The organism is Humibacillus xanthopallidus (assembly GCF_006716675.1).
Taxonomy (GTDB): Bacteria; Actinomycetota; Actinomycetes; order Actinomycetales; family Dermatophilaceae; genus Humibacillus; species Humibacillus xanthopallidus_B.
The window spans coordinates 166,937-187,607 of record NZ_VFPM01000004.1 but is presented as its reverse complement, the minus strand read 5'-3'; the positions used below and the strand labels follow the sequence as shown (position 1 = coordinate 187,607).

Below are 20,671 nucleotides of genomic sequence, written 5' to 3'. Positions count from 1 at the left end.
CATACGCCGGCGTATGCCGTCCGGCGGGCTCTCAGGGCGAGGCGGGCCGGGCGCGCACGACCTCGCGGTGCGACCCGTCGAGGCGACGGGTCCAGCCCCGGCCGTCGAGGTGCTCGAGGAGCGGGACCACGGTGCGACGCGTCGAGCCGAGCGCCTGGCGCGCGTCACTCGTCGTGAAGGGCTGGGGCAACCGGGCGAGCTCGCGCATCGCGAGCGCCGGCGCCGACGGCAGGAGCACGATCTCGCCGGGCAGCCGGAGGATGCGGCCGGTGCCCTGGGCGGCGGCGAGCTCGCGGGCCCCGAGCCCGGCCGCGTCGAGGTCGTGCTGCTCGGGCGCCGTGAACGGATGCTCCCGCAGCCGCGCCTCGACCGCCCGGAGCGCAGCCTCGGCGCGGTCGCCGAGCGCTGCCGCGTGGCCCGGCAACCCGACGCGCCCGTCACGCACCTCGAGCCCGGTCGCTTCGGCGAGCCCGGTCACGAGGGCCCGGTCGGGCAGGCCTGCCGAGGCGCGTGCGGCCTCCAGGGGCACTCCGGGGTCGATGGGAGTCGACTCCGCGCGCCGCTCGACGGCCGCCCGCAGCCGCTGTCCCGCCACCTGCCAGGCGTCGTCGTCGACGAGCCAGCCACCGCGGCGCGCAACGGTGCTCGCAGGACGCCCTCCCGCGGGCACGACGATCCCGAGCGAGACCGCGTCGTCGTGACGCATCCACCCGCGACGCGCCACCTCCCGCGCGAGGTCCGGCACCGCGGCCAGGACCGCGACCTCGACGGCACGACGGGCGGCCGCGCCCCGGCGGTCGAGCCGGGGTGGGTCGGCGTCGACGACGAGCGCACCGACGACGCGGCGCGACCCCGGGTCGCGCAGGACGACCCGGTCGCCCGCAGCGAGGGGCAGCGGGTCGGACAGGCCCAGACGCACTGCGCCGGGGCCGAGCGGGCGGACCCGTGCCTCCACGGCGAGGGTGCCCGCGTGGACCATGAGGTGGGCCGGCAGCCGGTCACCCTCCTGCGGGCGGTGCCGCGCCCCGGGTGACGTCTCGTCGGACGAGTCGGTGGTGAGCCGCACGTCGACCGTCCTCGTCACGTGCCAGGCGTCCGGGGTGAGCAGCGCGTCGCCCCGGCCGACCTCGTCGACGCGGACTCCGCGCAGGTTGACCGCGACCCGCGCCACGGCGGAGACGGCGTCGCAGGGCTGCTCGAGGCTCTGGAGGCCGCGGACCGTCGCCCGCAGCGTGGCTCCTGACGCGCGGTGGACGAGGAGGTCGTCGCCCACCCGGATCGTCCCCGCACCGAGCGTGCCCGTGACGACGGTGCCGCTGCCCCGGATCGAGAAGGACCGGTCGACCCAGAGGCGGGTGCGCCCGGCCGTCTCCGGTGGCGGGAGCGTGGCGACGAGGTCGCCGAGCGCCGCCCGGAGATCGCCCAGACCCTGGCCCGTGCGGGCCGACACCGCGAGCGCGGGGCTCCCCGCCAGGCTCGTCCGGCCGAGCTGCTCCACTGCCTGCGCCATCGCCGGCTCCGGGTCGGCGAGGTCGCTCCGGGTGACGACGAGGAGGCCGTGCGTGATGCCGAGCGCGTCGACCGCGGCGAGGTGCTCGGCCGACTGGCGCCGCCACCCCTCGTCGGCGGCGACGACGAGGACGACGGCCGGGGCGGGGCCGAGCCCCGCGAGCATGTTGCCGATGAAGCGCTCGTGGCCGGGCACGTCGACGAACGCCACCTCGACGCCCGGCGCGAGGGTCGTCCACGCGTAGCCCAGGTCGATCGTCATGCCGCGCCGGTGCTCCTCGGCCCACCGGTCCGGCTCGATGCCGGTCAGGGCACGCACGAGCGTGGACTTGCCGTGGTCGACGTGCCCCGCGGTCGCGATGACGTGCACGGGTCAGTCCTCGGGGGTCAGCGCGGCGAGGACTGCGAGTACGGCGAGGACGGCGCGCTCGACGTCGCCGTCGCGGTCTGGCGGCACGCAGCGCAGGTCGACGAGGCACCGGCCCCGCTCCACGCGCGCCACGACGCCGGGCTCGCCGCGACGCAGCCGCTCGGCACACGCCTCCGGCAGGGCCACGGCCCAGCCGGGCAGCGGCACCCCGGGCGCTCCTCCCCCGCCGACCCGCCCCTCGACGGCGACGAGCTCGCCCGCCACCGCCGCCGCGAGACGCTCCGTGCGCACGCGCAGCGCCTCGCCGTCGGCGTGGAGGTATGCCGTCACCGGGCTCTCGGGGCCTCGCAGCGTCGCCTCCAGGGCAGCGAGCGTCAGCTTGTCTACCCGCAGCGCCCGGGCGAGGGGATGCCGCCGCAGCCGCTCCACGGTTGCCGCCTCGCCGAGGACGAGCCCGGCCTGGGGGCCGCCGAGCAGCTTGTCGCCGCTGGCCGTCACCACCGTCGCGCCGTCGGCGAGCGACGTCGTGGCGTCCGGCTCGTCGGGGACCAGCGGGTCGGGCGCGAGCAGCCCGCTGCCGATGTCGACGACGAGCGGCACCCCGAGCGTCGCGAGCTCGCGCACGGAGGCGGCGCTCGTGAAGCCCTCGACGCGGAAGTTGCTCGGGTGCACCTTGAGGACGCATCCAGTGTCGGGGCCCACCACGGCGGCGTAGTCGGCGAGGCGGGTCCGGTTCGTCGTTCCGACCTCGCGCAGGCGGGCGCCGGTCGACGCGATGAGGTCGGGCAGTCGGAAGCCGTCGCCGATCTCGACCATCTCGCCGCGACTGACGACGACCTCGCGACCGGCGGCCAGGGCCGTCGTCGCGAGGATGAGCGCGGCCGCTCCGTTGTTGACGACGAGGGCGTCCCCGGCCGCGGGCACGGCGGCTCGCAGCGCCTCGAGGGTGCCGCGGCCTCGACGGGCCCGTGCTCCCGTCGCGGTGTCGAACTCGACGTCGACGTAGCCCGCCGCAGCGGCGACGGCCTCGAGCGCGGCGTCGGAGAGCGGGGCGCGTCCGATGTTCGTGTGCACGACGACGCCCGTGGCGTTGAGGAGCGGACGCAGGGTCGTGCTGCGTGCCGGGAGCGCCGCCTGCGCCGCCGCGACGACCTCGCCGGGCGTGATCTCGCCGGAGCGGGCTCGGGCCTGGGCGGCTCGCACCGCCTCCTTGACCGCTCGCGTGCCGTGCCGCGCCGCAGCAGCCACGAGGTCGGGGTGGGCCAGCAGCACGTCGGTGCGCGGCACGATCCGCCGCGGATCTGCCTGCGACACGACCGCCCTCCTCTCCACACCGTCGACCGACACCACCCGGCGCGACCGGGTCGTGCTGGCGGAGGTGGACGGGAATCGAACCCGCCAGGCCGAGATGCTCGGCCTCACCGGTTTTGAAGACCGGGGGGACCACCAGGTGCCCAGACACCTCCACGCGCCACCGTACCCAGTCCGGCAGGCCGGGGACGACGGGGTCGCCGCGGTCGGGGCTGCGGCACCGGAGGACCGGGCGGCGCGCTGGGACGGAGCGGTCCGCATACAGTCGACGGGTGACGACCTCACCCGCGGCGACCCGACTCACCCAGTACGCCCACGGCGGCGGCTGCGCCTGCAAGATCCCTCCGGGGGAGCTCGAGGACATGGTGCGCGGCCTCGTCGGCGTCGGGTCGCCCGACCTGCTCGTCGGTCTCGACGACGGCGACGACGCCGCAGCGGTCCGCATCGAGGCAGGATCCGGTGGCGACGTCGCGGTGCTCGCGACCGCCGACTTCTTCACCCCCGTCGTCGACGACGCCTACGACTGGGGGCGCATCGCGGCGGCCAACGCGCTCTCCGACATCTACGCGATGGGCGGGCGTCCGATCCTCGCCGTCAACCTGCTCGGCTGGCCCCGCGACGTGCTGCCTCCGGAGCTCGCGCAGGAGGTGTTGCGCGGCGGGCTCGACGTCGCTCGGCTCGCCGGCTGCCCGGTCGCCGGCGGCCACAGCATCGATGACCCGGAGCCGAAGTACGGCATGGCGGTGACGGGTCTGGCTGACCCGAATCGCTTGCTGCGCAACGATGCTGCCGAAGCCGGCCTCCCGATCAGCCTCACCAAGCCGCTCGGGGTCGGGGTCCTCAACAACCGTCACAAGGCGACGGGCGAGGTCTTCGCGCACGCCGTCGAGTCGATGGTCGCCCTCAACGACACGGCGAGCACCGCGGCCCTCGCCGGTGGGCTGAGGGCCGCGACGGATGTCACGGGCTTCGGGCTGCTCGGGCACCTCTACAAGATGGCGCGGGCCTCAGGGGTGTCGGCCGTCGTGGACGCCAGCGCCGTGCCCTACCTCGACGGGGCGCGGGAGTCCCTGCGAGCGGGCTTCGTGCCCGGTGGCAGCAGGCGCAACCTCGACTGGGTGCGACCCCACCTCGAGGCTGCCGTCTCCGACGAGGACCTCGTCCTGCTGGCCGACGCGCAGACGAGCGGCGGCCTGCTCGTCGCGGGCGAGGTGCCCTGCGGGACCGTCATCGGCGAGTTCGTGGCGCGGTCTGAGCACCCTCTGAGGGTGCGGTGACTCGCGCTGCCGGAGCCGCGGGCTTCTTCGTCAGCAGCGGCAGGACCATCCCGACCAGCGCGATGAGGCCGACGACGGTGAAGCCGAGCGTGTAGGCCTTCTGCTCCCCGATGAGCGAGGAGATGAGCAGCGGGCCGACGATGCCGCCGATGCTCCAGCCGATGAGCATGAGGCCGTAGATCGCGCCGGCGTTGCGCACGCCGAAGAAGCGCCCCGCAGTCGAGGGCATCGTGCCGAACGCGCCGCCGTAGCAGAGGTACACGAGCGCCGCGAGCACCGCGAAGATGGCCGGAGAGGCGACGTGAGGGATGAGCAGGAGGCACGCACCCTGGATTCCGAGGATCCCCATGAACGCCGGCATCTTGCCGATGCGGTCCGAGAGCCAACCCCAGAGGATGCGGCCGCCGCCGTTGAAGAGTCCCAGGACACCGACGAGGCTGGCTGCAGCGGCCGCTGAGTAGCCGGAGAGGTCGCTCGCGCTGCCCGCTGCGACCGAGATCAGCGAGATGCCCGCCGTCACGCTGAGGGTGAGGATCGCGGTGAGGAGGTACCACTGCGGCGTACGCAGGGCCTCGGGAGCCGTGAAGTCCGCCTCTGGCACAGGGTCTTTCGTCGGGACGGCGCCCGAGGAGCCAGCAACGGCGGGGCCAGCCAGGCCCGGCGGGACGTAACCCTCCGGAGGGTTGCGGAACAGGCTCGCACCGATGACGATCGCCACGAGGTAGCCGATGCCGAGGGGGAGGAAGGCCTTGGTGGGGACGGAGGGGTCGCCCGCGATCAAGTGCTGCCCGAGGGGCGCAGTGATGACCGCGCCGAAGCCGAAGCCGGCCACGGCGATGCCGGTGATGAGCCCCGGCTTGTCGGGAAACCACTTCTGGAGCATGGCGATCGGCACGATGTAGGCCATGCCCAGGCCAAAGCCGCCGAGCACGCCGTAGCCGAGGATGAGGATCCAGAAGCGGTCCTTGTCGGCGAACGACGCGATGATGACGCCGAGGCTGTAGATGACGCCGCCGGTCAGGGCGACCACCCCCGGCCCGCGGCGGTCCTGGATGCGACCGCCGATGTAGCTGCCGACGAAGATCATGCCGATGGCGACCTCGAACGGCACCGCGGCCTGCGCCTTCGTCCAGCCGAAGGCCTGCTCGTTCTGCAGCGCCTTGGCAAAGACGCTCCAGGCGTAGACGGCGCCGATGGCGAGCTGTACGAGCACGCCCGCGAGGAGGATGATCCAGCGGTTGGGGGTCCGCTCGGTGGTCTGCGGCTGCATGACTCTACTGCTCACGGCGTGCCCTTCCTGTCGGGCGCGCGCGCCATCGCGCCGCCGAACGGACGGCGACGCGTTATCGCGCCGTCGTGATGGAGTCGTCGACGACACCGGCGGCGCGGCGGCGTTCGAGCCGCTCCCGCTGGGGTTCGACGGTGTACTTCGGGTCGATCGCAGATGCCGTACCCGCTTCGAAGACGCCGAATCGCAGGCAGGCCGAACCGGCCATGAGGGCAAGGCCGCTCAAGGCAGCAGCCACCCGGTTGCGGCCCAGCACGACCGAACCGACGGCGCCCCCGATCGTCAGGGCCTTGCTCGCGCGCAGCAGCCGTCCGGCCTTGCCGGTGCGCAGCGGCTCCGACAGCGTCGGGCCGAGCTTGTCCTGCATCCGCTCGAACGCCAGGGTCTCGGTCACCGCGCTGACAGCGGCGAGGCGCCGCGCCGGACCGTTCTGCGCCGTCGGCACCGCGACGAGAGCGAGCCCGGCAGCCGCGAGGTTCGCTGAGCTGACGAAGACGAAGGGCAGCTCGCGGTAGGACTCGTGCCACGTCGGCGTGGCGGTGTCGGCGAGCAGCACTGCGGTGTATGCCGCGAGCGGCGGCGCGAAGAGGGCCGACCCCACCGTCGCGGGGCCGTCCACGAGGTCGAGGACGCGGGCGACGCGGGCCACGGCGGATCCGCCGCCGGTGCCACCATCACTCCGGCCGGCGATGGCGGTCGCCACCTCTGAGGCGAGGGCCAGGCCCGAGAACCCGCTGAAGGCGGTGAGGATCCACGAGCCGACCGACATCGGCGAGGTGAGCTTGACGGTGCGCATCATGTTGAGCGCCCGGCTCGGCTTGCCGAGGTCCTTGGCGAGCGCGGCACCACCGAGGGCCGCAGCCCCCATGGCCGCCACGCGCCCGACCCGCTGGAGCGCCGGGTAGCCGAGGGCGCGGCCTCCCGCGGCGAGCAGCGCCGAACCGCCGGCGACGCCGCCGAGGAAGAGGTATGCCGCGATCTCCTTCTCCCAGGGCGCGGGCTTGACGATGTGGCGACCGTAGTAGCTGTCGAACGACACGTCGGGCACCATGAGCGACTCGTCGCGTCTGCGGGCGCCGTTCTGTCCGTTGCGCTTTCGCTCACCGTTGCCGCGGCGCACCCGCTCCGGAGGACGGTCGGCGTCGAACGGGTTGACCGTCATCGACGCCTCCCGACGAACGCTGCCGCGGCGAGACCGAGCATCGTCAGCCCGGCGTAGCCGGCCTTGCGGAACATGTCGGGCAGGTCGGCCGTCGTGACCCGGGGGTCCGGCGGCAGGCCGTAGACCTCGGGCTCGTCGAGGAGCAGGAACGTCGAACCCGTGCCCCCGACGCCGTCGTGGTCGTCGACGCCGTAGAGCCGGGCCTCGGGGTAGCCGAGCTCGTGCAGCTCCGCGACGCGGGCGCGGGCCGTCGCGCGCATCTCGTCGAGGTCGCCGAACTTGATCGAGGTCGTCGGGCAGGCCTGGGCGCAGGCAGGGGTCTGGCCGGCGCCGAGCCGGTCGTAGCAGAGCGTGCACTTCTGGGCGATGCCGACGTTCTTCACCTCGCCGTTCGAGGCGGCATACGACGGGGGGTTCTGGTGCGAGCCCGTGCCGGGCGCTCCCGCGATGCTGATGCCGTGCGACTGGCCGGTCTTCTCGTGGCCCTCGTCGCCGCGGCGGCGCTCGATGACGCCGAACGGGCAGGCCGCGACGCAGTAGCCGCAGCCGTTGCAGACGTCGTCCTGCACGACGACGGTGCCGAACTCGGTGCGGAAGAGCGACCCGGTGGGGCAGACGTCGAGGCAGGCCGCGTGGGTGCAGTGCTTGCACACGTCGGAGGCCATGAGCCAGCGGAGGTCCGGCACCGCCTGGTCGGTCGGACCCGGCCCTGCCCCCGCGCCGGGGCGGACATCGCCGGGGCGGACATCGCCGGGCGGGGCGAGCGTCGCGGTGGCCGTGCTGCCGCCCGCGAGCGCCGGCTCTCCGCCGGTGCGCACGGACGGCATCCCGAGCTGGACGAGCCGGCGACCCGACTCGCGCGCCTGCTCGATGCGCTCGCTCGACTGCTCGACGAAGGCGACGTGGCGCCACGTGCTCGCACCGAGCGCGCCGGTGTTGTCGTAGGACTGGCTCAGCAGGTCGAGCCCGTCCTCGGGCACGTGGTTCCACTCCTTGCACGCCACCTCGCAGGCCTTGCAGCCGATGCAGATGGAGGTGTCGGTGAAGAAGCCCTTGCGTGGCTCGTGCCGGTCCCAGGCGGCGTCGGCCGCCGGGTCGGTCGGTCCCGAGAGCTGGTTGCGCCAGAATCCCACTGCCTCAGTCCTCTCTCGTGTCTGGAACCGACGCCGGGCTGGACTCCGGGTGGCCGGTGCGCAGCTCGTTGCCCGTCATGACGGTGCTGCCGGCGCGTGACTGGTACTCGGCGACGAACCGCAGCAGCGCCTCACCGGTGGGGCGCCTGCCGGGCACGATGTCGCACGAGCCGGCCTTGCTCTCCTGGATCTGCACGTTGGGGTCGAGCGCGACCCCCAGCAGGTCGTTGGCGGCATCCCCGCTTACGACGGCGTCGCGGCCGACGCCCCAGTGGTAGGGCAGCCCGACCTGGTGGATCGTGCGCCCCGCGATGCGCAGCGGGGTCATGCGCTCGGTCACCATGACGCGTGCCTCGATGGCCGCGCGGCCCGACACGATCGTCGCCCAGCCGCCGTTCTCGAGGCCTCGCTCTGCGGCGAGCTCGGGCGAGACCTCGCAGAAGAACTCCGGCTGCAGCTCCGAGAGGTAGGGCAGCCAGCGGCTCATGCCCCCGGCGGTGTGGTGCTCCGTCAGCCGGTAGGTCGTGAACACGAACGGGTAGACATCCGCACCCGGCTCGTCACCGGACGGGCTCCACAGGTTGTCCTTGCGCGGGAAGACCTTGCGGGCCGGGTTGGACTGCTGCCCGTAGAGCGGGTTGCGGACGGGTGACTCCTGCGGCTCGTAGTGGGTGGGCAGGGGGCCGTCCAGCATGCCCTTGGGCGTGAAGAGCCAGCCCTTGCCGTCGGCCTGCATGACGAAGGGGTCGTCGCCCGCGAGCCCTGCGGGGCCGCCGGTGCCCGGCTCCGGCCGGTAGCCCGGCGCCTTGTCGGGAACGAAGTCCGGCACGTCGTGGCCGGTCCACCGGCCCTGGTCCTCGTCCCACCAGACGTACCTCTTGCGCTCGCTCCACGGCTTGCCGTCGGGGTCGGCCGAGGCGCGGTTGTAGAGGATGCGCCGGTTGGCCGGCCATGCCCAGCCCCACTCGAGGGCAGTCAGGTCCTGCTCGCGGCCGGGCTTGCGGTTCGCGGCGTGGTTGACGCCGTCCGCGTAGACACCGGTGTAGATCCAGCATCCGCCGTCGGTGGAGCCGTCGGCCTTCATCTCGGTGTAGGCCGACAGGGGCTGACCTGCCTTGTCGCCGGCGAGGTGACGGCCGTTGATCTCGGCGAGCACCGCCTCGGCGTCCGGGTCGCCGTGCTCGTCGGTGGGGTAGTCCCACGTGAGGTCGAGCAGCGGGCGGTCCCGCTCGTCGGTCGAGTCGGCCAGCAGCTCGCGCACACGCCGACCGAGCTCGAAGAAGAACTGCAGCTCGCTCTGGCAGTCACCCGGAGGCTGCACCGCTTGGTGGTGCCACTGGAGCATCCGCTGGGTCTGCGTGAACGAGCCGCTCTTCTCGGTGTGCGCGGCAGCCGGGAGGAAGAAGACCTCGGTCTCGATGTCCTCGGTGACGAGCTCGCCCGAGGCGATCTCGGGACCGTCCTTCCAGAAGGTGGCGGACTCGATCATGTTGAAGTCGCGCACGACGAGCCACTTGAGGTGCGCCATGGCCTGCCGCTGCATCCGCCCGTGTGCCGACCCGACGGCAGGGTTCTGCCCGAGGAGGAAGTAGCCCTCGACCTGGCCGTCGAGCATCGCCATCGTCGTCTGGTAGGTGCCGTGGGCTCCGGAGAGGCGCGGCAGGTAGTCGAAGCGCCAGTTGTTCTCGGCGGTCGCGGACGTGCCCCACCACGCCTTGAGCAGGCTGACGGCATACGTGTCGGCGTTGGCCCAGAAGCCCTTCTGCTCCTTGTTGCCGATCGCGCCGAGGTAGTCGTCCCACGTGTCGTGCAGGCCCGCCACGGGCATCGCGAGGTAGCCCGGGAGGATGTTGTAGAGCGTCGGGATGTCGGTCGAGCCCTGGATGCTCGCGTGACCGCGCAGCGCCATGATGCCGCCGCCCGGGCGCCCCATGTTGCCGAGGAGCAGCTGGACGATCGCGGCCGTGCGGATGAACTGCGCCCCGAGGGTGTGCTGGGTCCAGCCCACCGCATAGACGAACGCCGTCGTTCGCTCGCGGCCGCTGTTCTCCGTCACCGACCGGGCGAGGTAGTCGAAGTCGTCGACGCTGATGCCGCACGTCTCGGCCACCATCTCGGGCGTGTAGCGGGAGTAGTGGCGCTTGAGGATCTGGAAGACGGTGTTCGGGTCCTGCAGCGTCTCGTCGCGCAGCACCCGGGCGTGCTCGAGCGCCGGGCCCCCGGAACCGTGCTGGTCGCCGGCCGACCGCTCGGACTGCGACTGGCCGTGCTCGTGGACGGCGGCCGGGCCGCCGATGGTGCCGGGCGACTCGCCCTCGCCGTCGTTGCTCGCGTAGGCCCACGAGTCCGGCTTGTAGCTGCCCAGCTCGTCGTCATAGCCCGAGAAGAGGCCGTCGAGGTCCTCGGTGTCCTGGAACTTCTCGCTCACGAGCGTCGCGGCGTTGGTGTACGCGACGACGTACTCCCTGAAGTAGAGCTCGTTGCTGAGGATGTGGTTGATGAGGGCGCCGAGCAGCACGACATCGCTGCCGGCGCGGATCGGGATGTGCTTGTCGGCGGTCGCCGAGGTGCGCGTGAAGCGCGGGTCGATGTGGATGACCCGGGCGCCCTTGAGGCGCGCCTCCGTCACCCACTGGTAGGCGACCGGATGGCACTCGGCCATGTTCGATCCCTGGATGACGATGCAGTCGGCGTTGGACAGGTCCTGCACGTACTGCGTAGCGCCGCCGCGCCCGAACGAGGACCCCAGACTGGGGACCGTGGAGGAGTGTCAAATACGCGCTTGGTTCTCGATCTGGATCGCTCCCGCGGCGGTGAAGAGCTTCTTGATGAGGTAGTTCTCCTCATTGTCGAGCGTCGCCCCGCCGAGGGAGGCGATGCCCATCGTGCGGCGGAGCGGACGCCCGTGCTCGTCGTGGTCCTGCCACGTGCGCCGCCGCGACTCGACGAAGCGCTGGGCGATCATCTCGACGGCGGTGGACAGCTCGATCGGCTCCCAGTCGGCACCGCCCGGGCGACGGTAGAGCGCCTTGCGCTGGCGGCCGGGGTTGTTGACGAGCTGCTCGCTCGCAGATCCCTTGGGGCAGAGGCGCCCTCGCGAGACCGGCGAGTCAGGGTCGCCCTCGATCTGGACGACCCGGTCGTCCTTGACGAAGATGCGCTGGCCGCACCCGACGGCACAGTAGGGGCAGACGCTCTGGACGACCTTGTCGGCCGTCGACGTGCGAGGCTCGAGCTCGCGGGTGCGCGCCGAGGTCACCGCCGGCCCGCGGCCGAGGAAGTCACCGGAGCGGAGCTGCCGGACGACGGGCCACGACAGGAGCGTCTTCTTCGGATCCACCGGTGCACCTTCCTGCGCTGGACGGGTTGTGACAACCAACCAATCAGGTCTGTCTGGGAATCGCCACAAAGCGCATACCCACTGGCATGCCCCCTCACACCGGCACCGCGTCGACCCCTACACCGCGTAGACGTCACCGAGGTGCACCGGCACGAGCGCCCGGCTGCGGATGATCTCGACGAGCTGGCCGTAGGCCTTGAGGACGCCGCGGTGGTTGGCGTGACCGATGACGATGCGCCCCGCGGTCATCCACTCCTCGGCGTTGGCGACGATCTCGGCCGGCGGGATGGAAGACGAGTCGCCGAGGCTGCCGAGCCACATCGTCACCGCCGGGTAGCCGAGGTCGGCGAGCTGGGCCTTCACGCGTGCGTTCGTGAAGCCGTAGGGCGGGCGCATGAAGGGCCGCCCGAGGGTGCCGTAGGTGTTCTTGAGGAACGTCTCGTTGCGGTGGACCTGGTCGCTGATCTTGCGGGACGACAGCTTGACGAGGTTGGGGTGGCTCCACGTGTGGTTGGCGAGGAAGACCTGGTTGTCGTCGTGGAGCGGACGCAGCAGCCCGGCGTGTTCGGTCCAGCCGCGGTTGACCCCGTTGCAGAAGAAGGTGACCCGCAGGCCCGTGTCGCGGCACAGCTTCGCGTAGCCCTCGATGACCGCGGGGTTGGTGCCGTCGTCGACGGTGAGGGCGACGTGGTTCGTCTTGCCGGGCAGGCGGTAGAGGGTGCCGTGCGGCAGCGGCACCTTGGTGATGCCCTGGGGCGCCTTGAAGGGCCGGGTGTCGGCGGCCTTCGCCGTGCCTGCCGTCGCATCGCTGCTGCACGCCGACAGCCCCGTGGCCACCAGGGCGGCCACGGACGTGAGGAACAGTCGACGGTCCACCTGCCCACGGTAGGTGCGCTGCCCGCCGACACGGCGCCGCCTCGCCGGTGTGTCAGGGAACGCTCAGGCCTTGTCGTGCAGGACGAGCACCGGGCAGTGCGCGTGCTCCGAGCAGGCCGAGCTGACCGAGCCGAGCAGCAGGCCCGCGAAGCCGCCGTGACCCCGGCTGCCGACGACGAGGAGGTCGGCGCCGGCACTGGCCTCGATGAGGACCGTCCGGGGCGGACCGTGGCGCACGATCGGGACGAGCGCGGCCGGACGGTCGTCCCCGAACACCTCGCGCAACGTGTCGTCGAGGATCACCTGGGCGTCGAGGTCCGGGCGCCAGTTCGGGTCGACCGGCGAGCTGTAGGCCTGCGGGTACTCCCACGCGGTGATCGCCTCGATGCGGCTGCCGTCGCCGGTGGCTAGCCGCGCGGCCCAGCGCAGGGCTTGCTTCGACGACTCCGACCCGTCGACCCCGACGACGATCCGCCCCGCGCTCGCACCCTGCTCGCTCATGTCTGGCCCAGCCTCCGTCGCGGTCTCACGTCTCCCCCCATCGTGTCGCCGGGGGCAGCGCCCAGGCAGGGGCTTTGGTCCCGTGGCCCCGCTCGGGCGTATGCCGTCCGGCTCAGGCCTCGACGCGCAGCGCGGCCTGCAGGTCGTGCTCGATGTCGCGCGAGGCGAGGGCCAGCGCGCTGACGATGTCGACGAGCCGGGACTCGTCGAAGCGGACCGTCGGCATCGAGACCGTGACCGCCGCGCCCACCCGGTCGCCGACCCGCACGCCCCGGCCGACCGCCGTGACACCCGTCTCGGTGCGGTCCTTGTTGATCGCGAAGCCGCGGTCGCGCACGACAGCGAGCTCCTGCTCGAGGGCCGCCGGGTCGGGCCTCTCGCCCTCACGCCCGTCCCAGCGTTGGGCGGCATACAGCTCCTCGCGCTCGGCGGGGGTGAGGTCGGCGAGGATGAGCTTGCCGCCCGAGGTGAGGTGAGCCGGGAAGACCATGCCCTCGCGGTTGCCCACGCGCAGCGCCTGGCTGCTCTCGACGGAGCCGATGAATCGGGCGTAGTCGCCGGCGAGGACGAGCAGGTTGGCCGACTCGCCGAGACGCCCGACGAGCGCGTGCAGGTGCGGCAACGCGACCGTGCGCAGCAGGGCCGTGCGCGACTGGGAGTCGGCGGTCAGCGAGATGACCGGGCCGGCGTGGTACCGGCGGTCCTCCCCCTGCCGCGCGAAGTCGCGGTAGACGAGCATCGAGAGCAGCCGGTGCGCCGTCGAGCGGGCGACGCCGAGGCGCTCGGCCGCGTCGGAGACGCTGAGCGGACCCTCGACCTGGAGCATGACGGCAAGGCGCAGCGCGTGGTCGACGCTCGCGAGGGCGTAGTGCGGGCGGTTCTTCTGGGCGCGGTCCTGGGCCATCGGTTCCTCATAGCAGAATCTTCTGTTCCGTCATGGCGAACCTAGTCCACAGTCGTCCTCATGGCAACGACGCCCCCCACCCAGAACCGGCCCCAGGCCGCCCCCAGCCTGCGCCCCGGCCGCTCTGCCCGGCCCGCCTGGCTCGTCACGCTCCTCTGCTGGCTCATCGTCGTCTTCGACGGCTATGACCTCATCGTCTACGGAACGACCCTGCCCAGCCTCCTCAAGGAGAAGGGCTGGGACCTCACCCCGACCACCGCCGGGTTCATCGGCAGCCTGGCCTTCGCCGGCATGCTCGTCGGCGCCCTCGGCGCGGGCCTGCTCTCCGACCGGCTCGGCCGCCGCCGCACGATCCTCTGGGCCACGCTGTGGTTCTCGGCCTTCACCGCCCTCTGCGCCTTCGCCCCGAGCGCCGAGATCTTCGGCGGCTTCCGCTTCCTCGCGGGCCTCGGCCTCGGCGGCCTCGTGCCGTCGGCGAACGCCCTCACCGCGGAGTTCGTCTCGCGCAAGCACCGCTCGGCCGTCTCGACGATGATGATGTCGGGCGTGCCGATCGGCGGATCCATCGCCGCGGTCCTCGGCCTCTGGCTGCTGCCCACCTACGGCTGGCGCTCGATGTATGCCGTCGCCTTCGTCGCCGTGCTCGTCCTCCTCCCGCTCTGCTACCTCCTGCTCCCCGAGTCGCCGACGTGGCTGCGGGCGCATGGGCGAGTGGCCGAGGGCAAGGCGATCGAGGCGCAGTTCGGCCTCGTGCACGACCCGGCCGACCACGCGGGCGAGCAGCACGCGCCCGGCTTCCGCACCATCCTGCGCGGGCGGTTCCTGCGCCCCACCATCCTCTTCGCCGCCGCCACCGTCGCGACCCTCTTCGCGTGGTACGGCCTCGGCACGTGGCTGCCGAAGCTCATGGGCTCCGACCCCCGCTTCGACATGGGCCAGCCGCTCGCCTTCCTCCTCGCCCTCAACCTCGGCGCGGTGCTCGGCTCCGTCGTCACCGCCTGGGCGGGAGTGCGCTTCGGCCCCCTGCGCAGCGCTGTCGTCGCGGCGGCCGTCGCGTGCGTCGCCCTCGCCTTCCTGCTCACCTACCCGAGCGACGCCACCCCGATCTATGCCGCGCTCATCCTCGCCGGCGTAGGCACCCACGGCACGCAGTGCCTCATCATCGCCGCGGTCGCGAGCCACTACCCGCCCACCCTGCGCGGCACGTCGCTCGGCTTTGCGCTCGGCGTCGGCCGGCTCGGTGCCGTGCTCGCACCCCAGGTCGGCGGACTGCTCCTCGACGCCGGGCTCGGTGTCGGCAGCAACTTCCTCGCCTTCTCCGTCGCGGCCGGGCTCGCCCCGGTGCTGCTCGGCATCACCGCGGTCGTCACCAAGCCAGCCGTCTCGGCGCGGCCCGTCGCCGACGTCCTCGTCCACTGAACGCCCAGACCTCGAAAGGAACGACCATGACCCAGGCACCCCCCTCACCCGTGCGGATCGAGGCCGTCGACTCCGCCGACCAGCCCACCCCCAGCCCCGAGCTCGAGGCGCTCTACCGCGGCTTCGAGGACGAGCTCCTCGTGCCGCTCTGGACCGAGATCGGCGACCTCATGCCGGCGCACCCGCAGAGCAAGGCGACCCCCCACCGTTGGCAGTGGCAGACGCTGCTCGACCTCGCCGACCGCGCCGGCCACCTCGTGCCCGTCGGCCGGGGCGGCGAGCGCCGCGCCATCGCCCTCGCCAACCCGTCGCTCGGCGGCCGGCCGTTCGCGACCCCGACGCTCTGGGCCGCGATCCAGTACCTCATGCCCGGCGAGGACGCCCCGGAGCACCGCCACACGCAGAACGCGTTCCGCTTCGTCGTCGAGGGCGAGGGCGTGTGGACCGTCGTCGGCCAGGACCCCGTGCCGATGACGCGCGGCGACTTCCTGCCGCAGGCCGGCTGGAACCTCCACGCCCACCACAACGCGGCCGCGAAGCCGATGGCGTGGATCGACGGGCTCGACATCCCCTTCCAGTACTACACGGAGTCCCAGTTCTTCGAGTTCGGCCGTGACGAGATCTCCGACGCGGAGCGGGCCACCCCCGAGCGCTCGCGCTCGCAGCGCCTCTGGGGCCACCCCGGCCTGCGGCCCGTCTCCGTCCCCGGCCCGCTGCCGGCGAGCCCCCTGCTCGCCTACCGGTGGGCCGACACCGACCTCGCACTCCAGGAGCAGCTCGACCTCGAGGACGAGGGGTATGCCGCCACCGTCGAGCCGGGGCACGCCGCGGTCCGCTTCACCAACCCCACGAACGGGGGTGACGTCCTGCCGACCATCCGCACGGAGTTCCACCGCGTGCGCAGCGGGGCCGAGACCGCGCCGCGCAAGGAGGTCGGCTCGTCCGTCTACCAGGTCTTCGACGGCTCCGGCACCGTGACCGTCGGTGACACGACGTGGAGCGTCAGCCGGGGCGACCTCTTCGTCGTGCCGTCGTGGCAGCCGCTGTCGGTCCGCTCCGAGGCGTCCGCCTCCGACTCGGACTCCGGCGCCCTCGACCTCTTCCGCTTCAGCGACTCGCCGATCTTCGAGGCGCTGAACCTCGCCCGCACCTCTGTCTCCGCACTGCACGAAGGACTCTCCCGATGAAGCTCGCCACCCTCCGCAACGCCGAGGGCACGACCGAGGCGGTCCGCGTCGACGGCACGACCGCAACCCGGCTGGGCACCACGGACGTGGGTTCGCTTCTGGCCCAGCCGAGCTGGCGCGAGCGCGCCGAGGCGGCAGCCGGCCCGACGGTGGACCTCGGCGGGGCGGCATACGCCCCCGTCGTGACCAGGCCCGGGAAGGTCGTCTGCGTCGGGCTCAACTACCGCACCCACATCCTCGAGATGGGCCGCGACCTGCCGCAGTTCCCGACGCTCTTCAGCAAGTACGCCGAGACGCTCATCGGCGCGAACGACGACATCCGGCGACCCGTCGAGACCGACGCGCTCGACTGGGAGTGTGAGCTCGCCGTCGTCATCGGCGCGCCCGTGCGACGGGCGACCACCGCCGAGGCCGAGGCGGCGATCGCCGGCTTCGCGACGCTCAACGACATCACCGCCCGTGACTGGCAGTTCCGCACCAAGGAGTGGCTCCAGGGCAAGAACTGGGAGGCGACGACTCCGGTCGGCCCCTGGCTCGTGACGCCGGACGAGCTGCCCGGCGGGGTGCGCCCCACCCTCGCGATCCGCACGGAGGTCGACGGCGAGGTCGTGCAGGACGACACCACGGGCGACCTGCTCTTCGACCCCGTCGCGCTCGTCGAGTACATCTCGACGATGATCACGCTCCAGCCCGGCGACCTCATCGCCTCCGGGACCCCCGGCGGGGTCGGGCACGCCCGCAAGCCCGCCCGCTACCTCACGGCCGGCCAGAAGGTCGTCACCGAGGTGGAGGGTCTCGGCCGCTGCGAGAACGTCGTCGTCGACGACGGGCGCGACTGATGTCCCCCTCGCACGAGCAGTCCCTCACCTGGATGCGCGAGGGCACCGAGCTCTTCCTCAAGGCGCTCGAGAGCGTCGACGACGCGACGCTCGGCGCGCCGGGCCCCCTGCCCGGATGGACCGGACGGCACCTCGTCGCCCACGTGGCGGCCAACGCCGACGCGCTGGGCAACCTCGCGCACTGGGCCCGCACCGGCGAGGAGACCCCGATGTACTCCTCCCCCGAGCGGCGGGGCGCCGACATCGAGGCTGGGTCGCGGCAGCCCGCGACCCAGCTGCGCCACTGGGCGGTCTCGTCGGCGGCTCGGCTCGCGGACTCGCTCGACGCCCTGACGCCCGAGCAGTGGTCCAGCCAGGTCCGCACCGCGCAGGGTCGCACCGTCCCCGCGACGGAGATCCCGTGGATGAGGTCGCGCGAGGTCATGGTGCACGCCGTCGACCTCCGCGGTGCAGTCACCTTCGCAGACCTGCCGGCAGCCTTCGACGCGGCGCTCCTCGACGACATCGCCGCGAAGCGCGCCGCAGGCGCCGACGGGCCCGCCCTCGTGCTCGCACCTCTCGACGACGACCGCACGTGGGCCGTCGCGGGAGCCGGCCACCCGACGACCGTCCGTGGCCCGCTGGCGCAGCTCACGGCATACCTCAGCGGCCGACCGGCCGACGAGCTGCACGCCGACGGCGGCGTCCCCACCCTCCCCCGCTGGCTCTGACCGCGGTTTCTCCCGAAAGGACGTGTCATGACCACTCACACCAAGGACACCGTCGACGTCATCGTCGTCGGCGGCGGCATCGGCGGTCTCGCCAACGCCCTCGCCCTCACCCAGAAGGGCCTGCGCGTGCGCGTCCTCGAGCGCGCGGCCGAGTTCGGCGAGGTCGGTGCGGGGCTGCAGATCGCCCCGAACTGCACCCGGATCCTCGAGCACTGGGGCCTGCTCGACGAGGTGAGGAGCCTCGGCGTCCTTCCCGAGAACATCGTCATGAAGGACGCGGTCGACGGCTCCGAGCTCACCCGACTCGACCTCAAGGACGTCGAGGCGAGGTATGGCGCGCCCTACCTGGTCATCCACCGCAGCGACCTGCACGGGGCGCTCCTGCGGGCCTGCCAAGGGGCGGGGTCGACCTCGTGACGGACGTCGCCGTGACGGGCTACGACCAGGCGGACGGTCGGGCCAGCGCCATCCACGCCGGTGGCCGCGAGACGGCCGCCGTGGTCATCGCGGCAGACGGGATCCGCTCTGTCGCACGGCCGCTCCTCGTCGACGACGAGCCGGTCAGCTCGTCGTACGTCGCCTATCGCGGGGCCGTGCCGGCCGCGCAGGTCGAGGCGCTCGGCGTCTCGATGCGTGACGTCGTCGTCTACGTCGGCCCCAAGTGCCACTTCGTGCAGTACCCGCTGCGCGGCGGCGAGATGTTCAACCAGGTCGCGGTCTTCGAGTCACCCAAGGCCCTTGCCGGAGAAGAGGACTGGGGCACTCCGGACGAGCTCGACGACGCCTTTGCCGACACGTGCGAGGAGGTGCGAGCCGGGCTGCCGCTCATGTGGCGCGACCGCTGGTGGCGGATGTTCGACCGCGAGCCGATCCCGACCTGGGTGACCGGGCGCATCGCGCTCTCGGGCGACTCCGCGCACGCACCTCTGCAGTACCTCGCCCAGGGAGCCGTCATGGCGATGGAGGACGCCTACGTCCTGTCGGAGCACGTCGGCTCGCAGCTCGCGGCGGGTGCGTCGGCGGACACGCTCGACTGGGACGCTGCCCTCGCGGCCTACGACGCGGTGCGTCCCGAGCACTGCCGCCGGGTCCTCACGACCGCCCGCGCCTGGGGCGAGCTGTGGCACCACGTGGGCGACCAGCGGCTGTGGCGCAACGAGGTCATGCGCTCGCGCGACGTGCACGACTACGCCTTCGTCGACTGGCTCTACGGCCCGACCGCACTCACCCCCGAGCAGGAGCCCGCCATGTTCGGCGCCGACTGAGATCAGGCCGACTCTAGGGCAGCCCGTCCAGCGGAGCCGTGAGCTGGGTGCCATCGGCCGTCCACGTCACGGTCGCGGCGCCGGTGGCGACGTCGGCCTCGAGGCGGGCCAGGTCTGCGCCCGAGGTCCACGTCATCGTCACGGCGGAGCCACCTCCGTCGACGACGCAGTCCCCGCCGAAGGCCGGGTGCGCGTTGCGGAAACGGATGAGCCGGAGGAGTGCCTGCACGACGGGTCGGGTCAGGCTCTCGTCGATCTCGGCCGATGTGTAGTGGTGGCGGTTGACGTCGCGGCCGACCGTGGTGCGGTTCAGCAGCTCGATGTCGTTGGTGCCGGCGAGAAGGCCCACGTAGTAGACCTGCGGGGTGCCCGGCGTCCAGAACTGCAACGCCCGTGCCAGGAGGTAGCGGTCGTCGGAGCGCCCGAGCGCGTCGTAGAAGGTGCAGTTGACCTGGTAGAGGTCGACGTTCGACGCCGCCGCGCCCGTGGCGAGCCGGGAGGTGCCGCCCGACGCGTCGTGGATCGACTCGACGAGGGCATCGAGCTGGTCGGGCCCGAGCAGGCCCGGCCGTGACCGGTCGGTGCCGTCCGCGCCGACGTCGACGACCCCGATACCGTCGTGGGTGTCGAGCACGGTGATGGCGTTCGTCGGCCGGATCGCCATCCACGCGAGCAGCGGATCGGCATCGTGGGCGAGCAGCGCGTGGAGCACGAGGGGCGGCAGGGCGAAGTCGTAGACGCGGTCGACCTGCCGCGCGATCTCGATCTGACGCCGGTAGTACGAGTGCACCTCGACGAGGACCTCGAGGTCCTGCTCGTGACACCACGCGGTGACGTCGTCGATGAACCTGAACGTCTCCGCTGTCATGAAGGACGTGAGGCCGGGGGTCTTGACCGCGTAGCCCACCGCGTCGAGCCGCACCCTGCGCACACCGGCCGCGGCGATCCGCGCGATGACGCCCCGCAGGTAGGCCCGGGTCGTCGGATGACGGACGTCGATGTCGACCTGCTGGCTCGTGAACGTCGTCCAGAGGAGGCGCTTCGTCCCGTCCGCGAGGGTGTAGGGCGTGAAGGGCAGGCCTGGCCGCGGACGGTAGAGCCGCATGAGCACGTCCTCGGTCGCCCCGTCGGGGAAGGCGCCGGCGAAGGTGAGGAACATCCCGTCCCACTCCGAATCCGACCCGTGGGCCAGCCAGTCGAGGAACTGCGGTGAGGACGAGGACACGTGGTTGACGATGACATCGACCGTGAGGTCGTGGGCCTGGGCGAGGGCCGCGATGTCGTCCCACGTGCCCAGCCGCGCGTCGACCTCGGTGTGGTCGGCCGGGTCGAACCCGGCGTCTGCCCCGTCGAAGGGCCGGAAGAAGGGCAGCACGTGGACCCCACCGAAGAGGCCCGCGAACCGGGTCGCCAGCAGGTGGGCCAGACCCGGCAGGTCGCCGCCGAGACGATCGGCGTAGGTGATGAGCTCCACTCGGTCGGCCACAGCGTCCTCCTCGTCCGCGGTCACACCACTCTGGCGCATCCGGGCGATCGCGCGCCAGCACGGGGGGCGCCTCCGTCACGCGCTCGCGTTTAGG

General features: G+C 72.6%; 17 protein-coding genes and 1 tRNA gene. 7 read left to right on the top strand and 11 right to left on the bottom strand.

Features of this window, described 5'->3' with window-relative positions; genetic code table 11:
* Window positions 1–31: 31 nt before the first annotated feature.
* The 3 genes from selB to FBY41_RS20440 form a co-directional block, all read right to left on the bottom strand.
* Window positions 32–1,879 carry a selenocysteine-specific translation elongation factor gene (gene selB, locus FBY41_RS20450; RefSeq protein ID WP_141846642.1) on the bottom strand — a complete coding sequence of 616 codons (1,848 nt, stop codon included), beginning with the start codon at window positions 1,877–1,879 and terminating at the stop codon, window positions 32–34.
* Between the two features lie 3 nt (window positions 1,880–1,882).
* Entirely contained in the window at window positions 1,883–3,193 is a 1,311-nt protein-coding gene (gene selA, locus FBY41_RS20445; RefSeq protein ID WP_141846640.1) for an L-seryl-tRNA(Sec) selenium transferase, read from the bottom strand.
* A 56-nt stretch (window positions 3,194–3,249) separates the two neighbouring features.
* Window positions 3,250–3,345: transfer RNA gene (locus FBY41_RS20440), tRNA-Sec, on the bottom strand.
* A 117-nt stretch (window positions 3,346–3,462) separates the two neighbouring features.
* On the opposite strand from FBY41_RS20440, the gene selD reads away from it, so the two are divergent.
* The gene (gene selD / locus FBY41_RS20435) at window positions 3,463–4,467 is read left to right on the top strand and encodes a selenide, water dikinase SelD (RefSeq protein ID WP_141846638.1); all 1,005 of its coding nucleotides are present in this window, start codon (window positions 3,463–3,465) and stop codon (window positions 4,465–4,467) included.
* On the opposite strand, the gene FBY41_RS20430 is transcribed toward selD, so the two are convergent.
* The 7 genes from FBY41_RS20430 to FBY41_RS20395 form a co-directional block, all read right to left on the bottom strand.
* Window positions 4,418–5,737, bottom strand: coding sequence for an L-lactate MFS transporter (locus FBY41_RS20430; protein WP_141846636.1), 1,320 nt, complete (start codon window positions 5,735–5,737; stop codon window positions 4,418–4,420). The genes selD and FBY41_RS20430 overlap by 50 nt on opposite strands.
* Window positions 5,738–5,810: 73 nt before the next feature.
* Entirely contained in the window at window positions 5,811–6,917 is a 1,107-nt protein-coding gene (nrfD, locus tag FBY41_RS20425) for an NrfD/PsrC family molybdoenzyme membrane anchor subunit (RefSeq protein ID WP_141846634.1), read from the bottom strand.
* Window positions 6,914–8,050 (bottom strand): 4Fe-4S dicluster domain-containing protein, encoded by a 1,137-nt coding sequence (locus tag FBY41_RS20420; protein ID WP_141846632.1) that lies wholly within the window; start codon window positions 8,048–8,050, stop codon window positions 6,914–6,916. The genes nrfD and FBY41_RS20420 overlap by 4 nt, the downstream gene beginning before the upstream one ends.
* A 4-nt stretch (window positions 8,051–8,054) precedes the next feature.
* Window positions 8,055–11,390 carry a formate dehydrogenase gene (gene fdh, locus FBY41_RS20415; RefSeq protein ID WP_260439945.1) on the bottom strand — a complete coding sequence of 1,112 codons (3,336 nt, stop codon included), beginning with the start codon at window positions 11,388–11,390 and terminating at the stop codon, window positions 8,055–8,057.
* Between the two features lie 117 nt (window positions 11,391–11,507).
* Window positions 11,508–12,266, bottom strand: a complete 759-nt coding sequence (locus FBY41_RS20405) for a polysaccharide deacetylase family protein (protein WP_141846628.1) — start codon at window positions 12,264–12,266, stop codon at window positions 11,508–11,510.
* Between the two features lie 63 nt (window positions 12,267–12,329).
* On the bottom strand, window positions 12,330–12,767 hold the full coding sequence (locus tag FBY41_RS20400) for a universal stress protein (protein ID WP_141846626.1): 438 nt from the start codon (window positions 12,765–12,767) through the stop codon (window positions 12,330–12,332).
* A 112-nt stretch (window positions 12,768–12,879) separates the two neighbouring features.
* Complete coding sequence (locus FBY41_RS20395) at window positions 12,880–13,671, bottom strand: IclR family transcriptional regulator (protein WP_141846624.1); 792 nt, start codon at window positions 13,669–13,671, stop codon at window positions 12,880–12,882.
* A 60-nt stretch (window positions 13,672–13,731) separates the two neighbouring features.
* Here FBY41_RS20395 and FBY41_RS20390 point away from each other — a divergent pair, with 60 nt between their 5' ends.
* From FBY41_RS20390 to FBY41_RS20370, 6 genes are read left to right on the top strand one after another with little or no spacing between them, the layout of a single operon-like run.
* Entirely contained in the window at window positions 13,732–15,090 is a 1,359-nt protein-coding gene (locus tag FBY41_RS20390; RefSeq protein ID WP_141846622.1) for an MFS transporter, read from the top strand.
* 26 nt (window positions 15,091–15,116) lie between these two features.
* On the top strand, window positions 15,117–16,277 hold the full coding sequence (locus FBY41_RS20385; protein WP_141846620.1) for a cupin domain-containing protein: 1,161 nt from the start codon (window positions 15,117–15,119) through the stop codon (window positions 16,275–16,277).
* A complete protein-coding gene (locus FBY41_RS20380; RefSeq protein WP_141846618.1) occupies window positions 16,274–17,116 on the top strand; it encodes a fumarylacetoacetate hydrolase family protein in 843 nt (280 codons plus the stop codon). The genes FBY41_RS20385 and FBY41_RS20380 overlap by 4 nt, the downstream gene beginning before the upstream one ends.
* On the top strand, window positions 17,116–17,826 hold the full coding sequence (locus FBY41_RS20375) for a maleylpyruvate isomerase family mycothiol-dependent enzyme (protein WP_141846616.1): 711 nt from the start codon (window positions 17,116–17,118) through the stop codon (window positions 17,824–17,826). The genes FBY41_RS20380 and FBY41_RS20375 overlap by 1 nt, the downstream gene beginning before the upstream one ends.
* 27 nt (window positions 17,827–17,853) lie before the next feature.
* On the top strand, window positions 17,854–18,243 hold the full coding sequence (locus FBY41_RS23680) for an FAD-dependent oxidoreductase (RefSeq protein WP_221629374.1): 390 nt from the start codon (window positions 17,854–17,856) through the stop codon (window positions 18,241–18,243).
* Window positions 18,240–19,091 carry an FAD-dependent monooxygenase gene (locus FBY41_RS20370; RefSeq protein ID WP_221629373.1) on the top strand — a complete coding sequence of 284 codons (852 nt, stop codon included), beginning with the start codon at window positions 18,240–18,242 and terminating at the stop codon, window positions 19,089–19,091. Before FBY41_RS23680 ends, FBY41_RS20370 begins: the two co-directional genes overlap by 4 nt.
* A 13-nt stretch (window positions 19,092–19,104) precedes the next feature.
* Here FBY41_RS20370 and gtfA read toward each other — a convergent pair whose 3' ends face one another.
* Window positions 19,105–20,577 carry a sucrose phosphorylase gene (gene gtfA / locus FBY41_RS20365; protein WP_141846614.1) on the bottom strand — a complete coding sequence of 491 codons (1,473 nt, stop codon included), beginning with the start codon at window positions 20,575–20,577 and terminating at the stop codon, window positions 19,105–19,107.
* Between the last annotated feature and the right edge of the window lie 94 nt (window positions 20,578–20,671).